Source organism: Microcystis sp. LEGE 08355, assembly GCF_015207185.1.
Classification (GTDB): domain Bacteria; phylum Cyanobacteriota; class Cyanobacteriia; order Cyanobacteriales; family Microcystaceae; genus Microcystis; species Microcystis panniformis.
In genome coordinates this window covers 1-12,580 of the sequence record NZ_JADEXI010000079.1, presented here as the reverse complement: position 1 = coordinate 12,580, position 12,580 = coordinate 1, and the positions used below count along the sequence as shown (strand labels likewise).

Genomic DNA, 12,580 nt, shown 5'->3' with positions numbered 1-12,580 from the left:
AGACATCTGATTAAAACTGATGGCTAATTGATTTAATTCTGGGATTTCGCTTTCTGGAACTCGCGCCGATAAATCCCCTTCAGCAAAATTTTTAGTGATTTGTTTCATTTGTTTTACCGGTTTCATAATGCGTTGAGAAACCAAAAAACTTAGATAACCAGCTGCGCTTCCCCCCGCAATAAATGACCAAATGGCACTACTATCCCAAGCTGTCTCAAAACCCCTAACCAAGAAAGTTCTCGCTGATCGCACGGTAAAAAATCCCTGCCTTTCTAACTGTTCTAAACGAAAAATAAACATTCGCGGAGAAGATAATTTAGCAATGATAATAAAGCTACTCAATCCCACCACCATAACGAGGAGATGGGATAAAAATAATCTAGTTCCTAAGCTTAATTTTGGTGGCTGCATATTTGGTAAAAAACTCTATTTGTTGTCAATAATATTGAGAGATTGCTGCATAAATTTAAAAACCTTGTTGGCTAATATCTTTTGGTCTTTTTGAAATCAAAAAGTGCCAGCCATTGGATTGTTCGGTGGTAAAATTTAGGAACTTTTTCCCCCCGATCACTCCCATATCGGCTCTTCTGGTTTCTGTGTGGAAACTAGGTCTATACTGATAGTTTATTCCGCAAAATAGTCCTAAAAGTTTTGCCCAATAAGCACTTCAGGATTCCATAAGCCAAAATTATCACACAAAGTCGAGAAGAGCCATTATTTTAAGAGTGACTGATAATTGCTGATTGTCGGTATTTCTGCAAATGTGAGATGCACCTCGTTTAACCACACATCCTTTAATCAATTTCAGGAAAAACTGGCAAAATTTTGTCACTATGATTGAGATGCGATGTTTACCGATTGGCAGCAAAGACAAGGAGAAAATGACAGAAAAGTAGTCAGTTTATCGGCAAAAGTGAATATAAGACCTTGCTAAAGTTCCTCACCACCAAACTAAATTTGATTGTCAAGTTGATATCAATCCCTTAGAAACCTTGACTTACCCGACTGGGATCACCTAAAAAGGCCCTTTCAGGAATCGATCCTTGAGTGGCTTCCGGGAGAATTTGCCAGTGTTGATCTAAAGCTTGTAACACCCGATCCTGCTGATTTCTGAATCCCTCGATATTGCCACTACCGGCATTCATAATCACAAACCAAACTTTACCCCTTTCTTGGGTGGGAATTTCTCCAGCTAAGGCACTAACTTGGGCTAAAGTTCCAGTTTTAATCATCACTCCTTTAGGAATGGCCCGCCACTGCATAGTTCCTTTGGTATCGCGTCCCCCCACCGGAAATAAATCGGCGACTTTGATCGGTTGATTGGCTAATTTGCGATCCAATGCTTTAAGAATCTCAATAACTGCCCGGGGAGACAAGCGATTTTCTACACCCAATCCCGAACCATTAATTAATTGAATTTCTTCCGCTCCTACCCCAGTAATTTTAGTATTAATTGCGTCCACTGCCGCCGGACCACCGAGCAGTTCGGCTAACATTTCTGACATGACGTTATTACTATAAATATTCATCTGACGCAACAGTTCCGTTAAAGTCAAGGACTGATGACGCAACAATAATCGGGCATTTTCGGGGCGAATTTGACTGGCTCGAACCATGCCCAAAATCTTCACCTGTGGGGCTTGTGTGCCGCTAGGAAGGCTCTGAAAAGCTTTTTGGGTTTCTTTTGACCATTTCGATTGATTAAGCCCAATTTTCAGCAATTCTCCCGCTTTGAGGGGATCGGTTTGAAAATTCATGGCGAATTGACCGGTAATGATCAGATCGCCTTTGACCTGACGGATGCCTAATTGATCGAGGCCATTGCCCACTGCGATCGCTTCTTCCCAGACAAAAAGAGGATCCCCTTCCCCTTCAATAATTAAATCTCCCTCTAACACCCCGTTTTTTACCTCTCCCGTGCTGTAAAAACGAGTAGCAAAACGATGATCGAGAGGCCAGGTTTCCACGGCGGCGAGAGTAGTGGCGATTTTAGTTAAAGAAGCCCCCGAAGCGGGCAGATTACCCTGATGATCAGCTAAATCAGCCCATTCCGTCTCAATTAAGACCCGTTGTTGACTAGAGTTTAAACCTTTTTTAGTCAAGTCTTGCAGATAATCGGCCACGATCGCCGCCACCCGGGGATCGGGAGCGGTGGGAAGGTCAAAAATAGGCTGATTTTGCCAAGAAATTAGGGGAATATTGGCGATCGGTTGGGATTGCCCCCCCAGCCAACCGAAGAGAAAGCCGAAAACTGCCAAATTAAAAACTGAGAACATCTTTTCCTTAATCGCAATGATGCCTTATTGTATAGAGATGATTGGTAATTTTTAACAATTGCTCGATCAGAAAACACTAATCCTCGATCGGCCAGCTTTTGTCAAGAGCTGCCGCTCAACTTATTAAAGATTTCTATCCCACTGACTCAATGGCAGAAACGGCATTAAATCGGGCAAGAATCGCGGTAGATGCGATGGGAGGTGACTACGCTCCCAACGAGATTATCGCAGGATCGATGCGAGCTTCCGAAGAATTAGATGTAGAGGTATTATTAGTCGGCGATTCTGAACGGATTGAGGCTTATTTCCAGCATCATCCCCGTCCCAAGAATCTCACGATCGTCCACGCAGAGGAAGTGGTGGCCATGGACGAAGAGCCGATCACCGCTATCCGTCGCAAACCGGCGGCCTCGATTAATGTGGCCATGGATTTAGTCAAACAAAATCGCGCCGATGCGGTGGTGTCCGCCGGTCACTCCGGAGCAGCCATGGCGGCGGCGTTACTACGTTTAGGTCGTTTAAAAGGAATCGATCGCCCGGCGATCGGTGCGGTGCTGCCGACGATGTTGGCGGGTAAATCGGTGATTATCCTCGATGTCGGGGCGAATGTGGACTGTAAACCCAAATATTTAGAGCAGTTTGCCCTAATGGGAACAATTTACAGTAAATACGTTATGGGGGTTGAAGATCCGAAAGTCGGTTTACTCAATATCGGCGAAGAACCCAGAAAAGGTAACGATCTCGCCCTAAAAACCTACGAATTATTGGAAAATAACCAGCAAATTCCCTTTATCGGCAATGCTGAGGGCCGGGATGTGCTATCGGGACAATTCGATGTGATCGTCTGCGATGGTTTTGTCGGTAATGTCCTGTTAAAATTTGCCGAAGCGGTGGGGGGAATTATCCTACAAATTCTCAAAGAGGAATTACCTAGGGGGATACAGGGTAAAGTCGGGACGGCTTTAATTAAACCCAATCTTAAACAGATTAAACAACGCATGGATCATGCAGAACACGGTGGCGCGCTGTTATTTGGAGTCGATGGGGTCTGTGTGATCAGTCACGGCAGTTCCCAAGCGCCTTCGATTTTTAATGCCATCCGACAGGCGAAAAATGCCGTCGATAATCGCGTTTCTGAGCGCATTCAAGCCTACAATGACCACCATCATCAAATAAAAAAGTTGTCGGTGAACGGTGAAGATTAAGCTGTCAGCTGATAACTGACCCACTGATAACTGATAACTGATCACTGATCACTGAAAAAGGGGGAATATTTTGAACGGATTCGGGGCAGCAGTCGTCATTACCGGTTGTGGATCGGCCACACCAGGGCAATTTCTCAGTAATGAAGAACTCAGCCGAATTGTCGAGACTTCCGATGAATGGATTAAAAGTCGTACAGGCATCGGTAAACGCCATTTAGCGGATCAATCGGTGTCTTTGAGCCAATTAGCGGCCCAAGCGGCGATTAAGGCTCTGGAAATGGCTCAGGTGTCGCCTAGGGACATCGATCTGATTCTTTTGGCTACTTCTACCCCCGATGATCTGTTCGGTAGCGCTGCCCAAGTGCAAAGTCAGATCGGGGCTAATCGGGCGATCGCTTTTGATCTCACCGCCGCCTGTTCGGGTTTTCTGGTGGGATTAGTCACCGCCACCCAGTTTATCCGTACTGGTACTTACCGCAATGTCTTAGTTATCGGGGCCGATGTTCTCTCCCGTTGGGTGGATTGGAACGATCGCGCTACCTGTGTCCTCTTTGGTGATGGGGCAGGGGCGGTTCTTTGTCAAGCAAATGATACAAAAGATAACATTCTCGGTTTTGAACTCCATAGCGACGGCAGCCAGAATAGTTCTCTCAATCTCGCATATCAGGGGGAGGAATTGCCCCTTAAAGAGGGGGTAAGGGTTCAAAAAGGGACCTATAAGCCTCTAACGATGAACGGACGGGAAGTCTATCGTTTTGCCGTGGCGAAAGTGCCAGAGGTCATCGAAAAAGCTCTCTATCGGGCTAATTTAACCACCAGTGACATCGATTGGTTAGTTCTGCACCAAGCTAATCAAAGAATTATGGACGCGGTGAGCGATCGCCTGAAACTGCCTCCCGAAAAAGTGATCAGCAATCTCAGCGAGTATGGCAACACTTCCGCTGCCTCGATTCCTCTAGCCCTCGATGAAGCTGTCAGGAGTGGTAAGGTCAAAAAAGGTGATATTATTGCTTCTTCTGGCTTTGGTGCCGGTTTAACTTGGGGTGGGATTATCTTCCGTTGGGGAGATTAATTCAGTGATCAGTGATCAGTAAACAGTGATCAGTAACCAGTAACCAGTAACCAGTAAACTAAAAACTCACATCTGATAACTGATAACTGATAACTGATAACTGATAACTGACCCAAACACATCTATCTATCTATTTTAAGAACTTATGAAAACAGCGTGGATATTCCCGGGACAAGGATCGCAAGCGTTAGGAATGATTGGAGATTTAGCGGAAAGTGCGCTTGGCCAAGAGAGATTAAAAATAGCATCAAAAATCCTCGGTTGGTCAGTCCTGGAAAAATGTCAAGGGGATGAAGAAACCCTATCTCGTACTCTTTATACTCAACCTTGTTTATTTGTGGTGGAGAGTATTTTAGCGGATTTGTTACAAGAAAAAGGTCATTTTCCCGATCTAGTTGCTGGTCATAGTCTCGGTGAATATTCCGCTTTATATGCGGCCAGGGTGTTTAATTTTGAGACAGGATTAAATCTAGTTCAAAACCGTTCCCGTTTGATGGATGCGGCCGAAGGTGGTAAAATGGCCGCCTTAATGAAATTCGATCGCACCAGTCTAGAGACAGTGGTTAATCAGACGGAAAATGTAGTTATTGCTAATGATAATAGTGCTGAACAAGTGGTGATTTCTGGGACTCCTGAAGCGGTGGATTTGGTATTAGGTCAAGTGAAAGTTAAGCGGGTTATGCAGTTAAAAGTATCCGGCGCTTTTCACTCTCCCTTGATGGAAAATGCTGCTAATCAATTTCAGCAGATTTTAGAATTAGTTAATTTTCGGGCTGCAAAAGTTCCTGTGATTTCTAATGTCGATCCGAGCAATCCTACCCAGGACGGGGAAGAATTAAAAAAATATCTGATCCGGCAGATGACTGGCTCGGTTCGCTGGCGAGAAATTATGTTAAAATTGCCAGATGTGGGTGTGGAAAAAGCGATCGAAGTGGGTCCGGGTAAAGTTTTAACTGGTTTAATTAAACGAACTGTTCCTGCAATTGAGTTAGAAAATATCAGTCAATTAGCCGATATATCCAAGGGTAGCGACGATGTTATATTCCGGGGTTCATTAATTGGTGTTGGTTAAATTATCTGGCAACATTTTCGACAAAGGAAGTAAATTGATGGATACCTAGCCAAAAATTTGGTTAGGTATTTTTTTAGGAAACTATCATAGGGTTTGCGGCAAAAAGTTTTTCAGCAGACCCTAGTTATTCTCCCATCTCCCCCCCCGCAACGCGCACGAAGTGGTCTCCCCACTCCCCACGGTTATAGAAACCTCGGCAGAAAAGTCTCTACAACTAGGTTTTTCTAGGAATATAGCGTTTCCCAATCTCATGAGGTACACCAAAATCTTAACTCCTGACTCCTGACTCCTCAAAACCTAAGACTCTGTACCTCACAACTATGAAAATTGCTATATTAGGAAAGGAGATTACCGCGACTACCGTTAGGAAGAATAGTTTCTTCGAGGGAAGCAGAAAGAAGATTATTTTCGGTTAAAATCGCGCCAATTAAGTTAGCTTGTTTGAGATTAGCTCGTTTAAGATTGCTTCCCACTAAATAACTCAAGAGTAATCCCGCTTGGTGTAGATTAGCACCGGAAAGGTTAGCGGAGGCTAAATTAGCGCCGAGCAGATTACAACCGGTTAAGTTAGCTTGGCGAAAATTGGCTTTATTAGCGTCAGTTTTGCTTAAATCGGCTCCGGTTAAGTTAGCTCCCTCAAAATCGCTACAATTGAGGTTAGCTCCCGTCAGATTAGCACCTTCGAGGTTAGCATAACGTAAATCCGCCCCCCGTAAATCCGCCCCGCGCAAATCGGCATAGCTGAGGTCGGCGTATTGAAGATGGCAGTTTTCTAGATTAGCTTGATAGAGATAGGCTCGAATTAGGTTAGCCTCTTTTAAGTTAGCATAGCTAAGATTGGCAGAGCTAAGAATAGCACGAGTGAGAATAGCCCGTTTTAGGTTAGCTTTCCCCGCCATGGCATGGGTTAAAGTGGCTGAGGTGAGATTAGCCGCTTCGAGATTCGCTTTGAACAGTTGGGCAAAAAGTAAGCTACTGTGAATTAAACAGGCAGAACTTAAATCAGCCTTTTTCAGAACAGTATTACTCAAAATTGCGCCGCTTAGTTGACTTTGGTGCAAATTTGCCCCAGAAAGATCGGCTTTAGTCAGGTTAGCATCGATAAGACAAGCTTTGCTTAAATTAACTTCTTCGAGGGAAGCGTCCTTGAAATTAGCGTTAATTAAACAAGCTTCGGCTAAATTGGCTCGTTTTAAGTAACTATGACTGAGGTTAATCTGGTTTAAACACTGTCTCTTTAAATTAACTCCGCTAAGTCTGACTTCCGCAAAGTTGCGTTCACCTCGATTATACAGTTCGATTAGATGTTCACGATTGGTTAAGGCATTGCTACTCATAAAATAACTAAATTGTTCTGGAAGGTGATTTCCAGAGAATTGGTTGGGGAAAATTACTGATCATGAAGTCGATCTCTAGGATTAGTACAGGGAGCGACTGGGAATTTTTGCGAATAAATAGAAATTTTCAACCAATTACGGGCTTAAAATCCCTATTGGCAATCACTAAAACCGGTAAAGAACGAAAAGAATCGGGGTTCAATACCAAAAACAGTCTCTACCTAAACCCGCCACTTGTTGCCAGCCAGGTCTAGGCATTAAATTAGAGAAGTCTTGTGCGTCAGTTTTTCTGACTGAATCTACTGCCTCGCCGATGTCTTGACTCGGTATCATACAGTTGAATTTGTTAGGTCTGCTTAGTCAGTCCGGTAGCCAAGAGGCTAAAACTCTTCATCACCAGATTTCGGGGACTCTCCAGTTGAGCAAGCATAAAACTCTGTAAAAGTCAATCCCTCTTAGGGGTGAACTGCCCAATTCTATTCCCTGAAGTCTTGGTTTATTCAGTTTATCAGGTTGTGGTCTGTTTTGGCAAGAGCGGTTAATGGCTTTTTAATCAATTCGCCAAAAGGCTTGATTTTCCGTAGGAGATAATTGTACAGACTGGTTATCTAAATATTGTCTGAGACTGGGGGAAGGATTGAGGAGATAAATATCGGTAAATTGATTTTTTAAGGATGGGATAGAAACTCTAAGATCCGACTGAATAAATAAATACTTTGTCTTAGCATCAGTGGTATGAATAAGGGGCAAGGTATCTAACCAATGTTCTGAAATAATTAGAGGTTTTTGACTGCGATTAATCATTGTATAAGCGTTGGGAATATTGCTACCATAGCCCACATATCTAGTTGCTGGCGGTGGATAGGGAATTTTGGCAATTAATCCGAAAAATAGCAATAATATTACGAGAATTTTTGCCCAGCCTTGGCGCTGCTGTAATCCCTTGCTTAGTAAAAAGGTAACTGCCAGCAGCATACCGAGAAAACTCGGTAAGTAAAATCTGCCCACAGCCGTGTAGCGAAATCCTCTGATTAGATCCCAAGCTAAAAGAGAGAAAAAGGGGATAATTGTTAGGAGAATGATCAGGGTAAAAACTTTTTTATCGGCTTTTTTGCCCAGATAAATAAAGGAGATGATGACGAGGATAATTAGGCAGTATTCAATAATAGGGTTGATGGTGGGATTGGCTAAACTAAAATTATAAAATAAACGAGCGATCATTCTTACCCATCTTTGCCAAAGTACCTCTAGGGGTAAACTACCTTTTGACCATCCAAAGACAGTAAATCGACTGGTAAAAATCCGGGTTAACCAAATTGAATAAATACCTAGGGAAGCAAGTAAGCTGATGCTACAGTATTTTTTGGTTAAAGAGTTAAAAGAATTCAGCTGCAGCAGAAAATATAGGCTATGGACTACTAGAACAAAGATAAAGAAAACATGGGTATATAAACCAGCGATTAGGGATAAACTATAGAAAAACCAATCTTTTTTCGGTTGCGAGGAATCAATAGCTTTGAGAAATAACCAGCTAGAAAGTATCGAACAGAAAACATATAGTCCGTATTCCCAAATTCCTAGAGCATAACCAGTAAAACGCGGGGAAAAGAAGATAAGTGTAGCGGCAATTAAAGCGGCGTTTTTATTTTTAAATAAAGTCAAAGCTAAATGGTAAAAACTCCCTAAAATACCAAACCAAATAATTACCGAAAATCCTCTTAAGACTAAATCAGAATTGCCCAATAATCTTGCCAAAAACCAGAGGAAACTGTAATAGAGAGGTAGATCGTAATTCGAGCTAGTATAAAGAGAGGCTAAGGTATCAGGAAAACCTTTCACGGAATTAACCCCTTGAAATTGCCAGAGTTGTTCTGTAGATTTAATTTGTCCATCGAACAGATAGTTAATTAACTGTTCGGGTCTGTTACCAGAAAGATGCAGTAAGACCAAAGATTCATCGTGCCAAACATAGCTATAGTAGGCGAGATGGACAAAATAGAAAATATTGAAAATAATCAATAAACCTAAAGCAAATCTAACCCCAGATTGACGAGTAAACATAATTATCTTGATCCTGTTAAAAAATCACTGATTACTGTTGACTAACTCCTGCTTAATTAATCTAGAATTTTGATGGGCAAGGGGTAAGGTAAACCAAAACTGTGAGCCAACCAGCGGGGTACTTTTTACCCCAATTCTCCCGGAGTGAGCCTCGATAATTTGCCGACATTGGTAGGAACCTAAACCGATTCCCGTTAGGTGTTGATTATGAAGATTTCTTACATATAAATGGAAAAGATGTTGACATTGTTCCTCATCCATGCCAATGCCATTATCGCTTAAAGTGCAGTAGAGCATATCTTGGTCAACACGAGCATCTAAAGCTAATTGAATCGGTGAAGGATTATGTTTTAAGGCATTATTTAATAATTGTTCAAAAACACTTCTTAGCTGACAAGGATCGGCATCAATAGCGGGTAAGTTATCGGGGAGAAGATTAATAAACGTAGCTTGATATAAATCAAAATCTTTTTGCCAATCTTTCAGCCAAATTTCCACCTGTTTTTTTAGAGATAGAGGTTGACGATGCAAGATTAAAGGCCGTTCTTCAGCAAAATGATTTTCTGATAAAGCATTAATTAAAGTTAATTGTCTATCACAACTACGCACCACCTGATCGAGCATTGCTCGCGAGATAGTTACTTTTTCTGTTTGCCGACACTGGAAATTTTTTAATAACATCACTAATCCCATAATCGAGGTGCGAAGATCGTGGGATACTGCCTGTAAAAAAACCGTTTTCATTTCGTATAAACGCTGAATTTCCCAGACTTTTTCCCGCAGTTCTAGGGTTCTTGTTTCTACTTCCCGTTCTAAATTATTATTCAATCTTTGCACCCTCTGATATAGCTGCGCTTGGCCGATAGCGATACAAACTTGGGTGGCTAACTGTTCTAATAATTTGACCTCGCTTTTTTGCCAATGACGGGGATGGGAATATTGATGGACTACTAAAGCACCTAAATGTTGATTATTAACCGTTAGAGGTAAAACTAAAGAGGATTTAACTTGCAGGTATTCGTAATAACCCTTGAGAGTGGGCAGCGTTTGCACCTTAGCGGTATTATCAGCAACAATTAACTTATCTAAAGAAAATAATTGTCCCAACTCTTCCAGTAATTCTGGTTCGGGAACCCAACCCATGAGCGAGGGAATCTGGGGACGACGGGACTCGGCGATTACCTTCGACCCCCCCCCCTCTTGACAGTGACCGATATAGACTTGATCGGCATCGAGAAAATGTCTGATTTCCTCAACAATGGTATTTAAAACCTGATCTATATCTAAAGATTGATGGACTTTTAAAGCAACTTGTGTTAATAAATGTTCTCGTTCTAAAGTTTCATTTAAAGCTCGATCGATCTGTTGTCTTTCGGTAATCGCCGCCGATAAAAACAGAGAAGTTGACATGACAATGACTAAAAAGATTTGTAAGATCAGGACACCTCTGGTATAATCAGGGGCCTGTAGGATAAAAGGGCTGACTCCTCCGACCAATCCCATCAAAGCTAAAATAGATACTAAAAAATTGGCTATTACCGCTCCCCAGGTCTGAAAACGCATAGCAGCCCAAACCACAAAGGGAAAAGGGAGATATTCGAGGTACTGCACCATACTCCAATCGGGGTTAAGAAAATTCTGTTGACCACCAAAAACCACGGAAGTCACCACCGTTAGCAAACTCAGACAAAGTAAGGCCTCGCCAAGGCGTTGGGGTTGCCGTGCTTCCCGCAGGGAGTGACGCTGGAAGCAAAAACGCAACAGCAGCGGCGTGGTCATTAAGATCCCCGTACTATCTCCGAGCCAGATAATGCCCCAAGACTGTCCAAATTGCCGCCAATCCCAAGTATTTAGCCAACTACGGGCAAAAGTATCGATGGTGGCATTGACTGCCGAGGCCAATAAGGCCGCCAAAAATACCAGTAAAAGGATATCGCGAATACGCTGTAAAGTGGCGGAAAATCTCAGATAATGCAGGAATTGCGCCCCTAACAGGGCCGATAAACTGCTGCCGAGTGCCGAAAATAGAGCTATAGGCCCACTGGCCCCTAAAAGGAAGGTAAGAAGCAAATCCCCGATAAAAACGCCTAAAACTAGCCTTTTTCCCCCTAAAAAAACAGCAGTTAAGCCAATACCAGCACTCATCCAAATTGGGGCAGGTCGCGACCCTAAATTTAAGCAGAGATAGCCTAGCCAACCAACACCCAGATAAACCAGGGCAACAAGCACAATTTTAGAGCGATCTGATGAAATCCGTAGCATTTTCAGTTATCAGTTATCAGTTATCAGTTATCAGTTATCAGTTATCAGTTATCAGTTATCAGTTATCAGTTATCAGGTTTAAGTTTTAAGTTTTAAGTTTTAAGTTTTAAGTTTTAAGTTTTAAGTTATTAGGTTTAAGTTATTAGGTTTAAGTTTTCAATTTTCAATAAATTTAGTATCTTTCACTGGTCACTGGTCACTGGTCACTGGTCACTGATCACTGGTCACTGATCGCTGGTCACTGATCGCTGATCACTGTTAATCTCTCTCCAGATTGCCTAAACTAGGAGTAGTTCTGCTTCATGCAGATGGGTGAAAACCGTACATTTTCCTTTTAGGAATCAAAGATCATGCGGATTTTAATTGTTGAAGACGATCCTTTAATGCAGTTAGGTTTAGAACAAGCGCTCGGTGAACAACCAGATTTTGAGATTGTCGGTCAAGCGAGTGATGGTCTGGCGGGGGTACAATTAGCCCTATCCCTACGGCCAGATTTAGTGGTCATGGACATCGGTTTACCCCGTCTTGATGGCATTGCGGCAACTAAACAGATTAAGGAGGGTTTAGCTAATGTTCATGTGGTCATGCTCACTTCCCACACTATGCAACAGGAAGTGATCGCAGCTCTGGCCAGTGGTGCTGATGCCTATTGTATCAAGGGAGCGAGTCTCGATCGCCTTTTGGCCGCTATTGAAGCAGCTAAGGATGGGGCCACCTATTTAGACCCTCAAATTGCCCGTTTAGTCATGGATAATCTCAAAGCACCGGCAGTGCAACCTAATCCCAATCTAGCACTTTTATCGGAGCGAGAAATGGAGGTTTTAAAGTTAATTGTCGAGGGCAAAAGTAATGCTGAAATCGCCGAAAAGCTCTATTTAAGCACCAATACGATTAAAACCCATGTGCGGGGAATTATGAATAAATTGGCCGTGGACGACCGAGTACAAGCGGCCGTAATTGCCCTGCGTTCCGGTATTGTTTAAGGGGAAAATGGCGATTTACCCACAGGAATATTCTACCTCAATTGCTATTGCTACAATTGCTCAAAAAATCCCTTCAATCATTTATAATAAGTTATCGACCTATCTCTGTTGGAAAACCATGACTATCGCTCAAAGCTTACCCCTAGTCGAGTCTCATGTAAACCCTGAGATAATCTTCCCAGAAGGCGAATTTTGGAGTGATGAACCACCCTGGGAAAGTAACCTACATCTACAACAAATTATTTTATTAATTCAGTGTTTAGAATGGTGGTGGCGCGAGCGAGAAGATTATTTTGCCGCCGGCAATTTAAC

At 42.6% G+C, this 12,580-nt stretch carries 10 protein-coding genes and 1 pseudogene; 5 read left to right on the top strand and 6 right to left on the bottom strand.

What is annotated here, in order from left to right; genetic code table 11:
• A partial coding sequence (locus tag IQ242_RS06190; RefSeq protein WP_193959375.1) for a HAMP domain-containing protein occupies positions 1-411 on the bottom strand: 411 nt, incomplete at its 3' end.
• 572 nt (positions 412-983) lie between these two features.
• The gene (locus IQ242_RS06185) at positions 984-2,276 is read right to left on the bottom strand and encodes a D-alanyl-D-alanine carboxypeptidase (protein ID WP_193959374.1); all 1,293 of its coding nucleotides are present in this window, start codon (positions 2,274-2,276) and stop codon (positions 984-986) included.
• Between the two features lie 149 nt (positions 2,277-2,425).
• Between IQ242_RS06185 and plsX the strand changes: the two genes are divergently transcribed.
• The 3 genes from plsX to fabD all read left to right on the top strand — a co-directional run bounded on the left by plsX (position 2,426) and on the right by fabD (position 5,625).
• Positions 2,426-3,481, top strand: coding sequence for a phosphate acyltransferase PlsX (plsX, locus tag IQ242_RS06180; RefSeq protein WP_193959376.1), 1,056 nt, complete (start codon positions 2,426-2,428; stop codon positions 3,479-3,481).
• Positions 3,482-3,551: 70 nt separating this feature from the next.
• Positions 3,552-4,553, top strand: coding sequence for a beta-ketoacyl-ACP synthase 3 (locus IQ242_RS06175; RefSeq protein WP_193959373.1), 1,002 nt, complete (start codon positions 3,552-3,554; stop codon positions 4,551-4,553).
• Positions 4,554-4,698: 145 nt separating this feature from the next.
• Complete coding sequence (fabD, locus tag IQ242_RS06170; RefSeq protein WP_193959372.1) at positions 4,699-5,625, top strand: ACP S-malonyltransferase; 927 nt, start codon at positions 4,699-4,701, stop codon at positions 5,623-5,625.
• A gap of 335 nt (positions 5,626-5,960) precedes the next feature.
• Here the strand turns inward: fabD and IQ242_RS06165 are convergent, their stop codons facing one another.
• The 4 genes from IQ242_RS06165 to IQ242_RS06155 all read right to left on the bottom strand — a co-directional run bounded on the left by IQ242_RS06165 (position 5,961) and on the right by IQ242_RS06155 (position 11,285).
• Entirely contained in the window at positions 5,961-6,962 is a 1,002-nt protein-coding gene (locus tag IQ242_RS06165; protein ID WP_193959371.1) for a pentapeptide repeat-containing protein, read from the bottom strand.
• A gap of 198 nt (positions 6,963-7,160) precedes the next feature.
• Positions 7,161-7,295, bottom strand: coding sequence for a hypothetical protein (locus tag IQ242_RS26670; RefSeq protein WP_255520608.1), 135 nt, complete (start codon positions 7,293-7,295; stop codon positions 7,161-7,163).
• 216 nt (positions 7,296-7,511) lie between these two features.
• Positions 7,512-9,023 (bottom strand): glycosyltransferase family 39 protein, encoded by a 1,512-nt coding sequence (locus tag IQ242_RS06160; protein WP_193959370.1) that lies wholly within the window; start codon positions 9,021-9,023, stop codon positions 7,512-7,514.
• Positions 9,024-9,047: 24 nt separating this feature from the next.
• Positions 9,048-11,285, bottom strand: a complete 2,238-nt coding sequence (locus IQ242_RS06155; RefSeq protein ID WP_193959369.1) for an MASE1 domain-containing protein — start codon at positions 11,283-11,285, stop codon at positions 9,048-9,050.
• A 350-nt stretch (positions 11,286-11,635) separates the two neighbouring features.
• On the opposite strand from IQ242_RS06155, the gene IQ242_RS06150 reads away from it, so the two are divergent.
• Both IQ242_RS06150 and IQ242_RS25875 read left to right on the top strand, forming a co-directional pair.
• On the top strand, positions 11,636-12,268 hold the full coding sequence (locus IQ242_RS06150) for a response regulator transcription factor (protein WP_193959368.1): 633 nt from the start codon (positions 11,636-11,638) through the stop codon (positions 12,266-12,268).
• 7 nt (positions 12,269-12,275) lie between these two features.
• Positions 12,276-12,580, top strand: a pseudogene (locus IQ242_RS25875) (Uma2 family endonuclease); the annotation flags it as partial.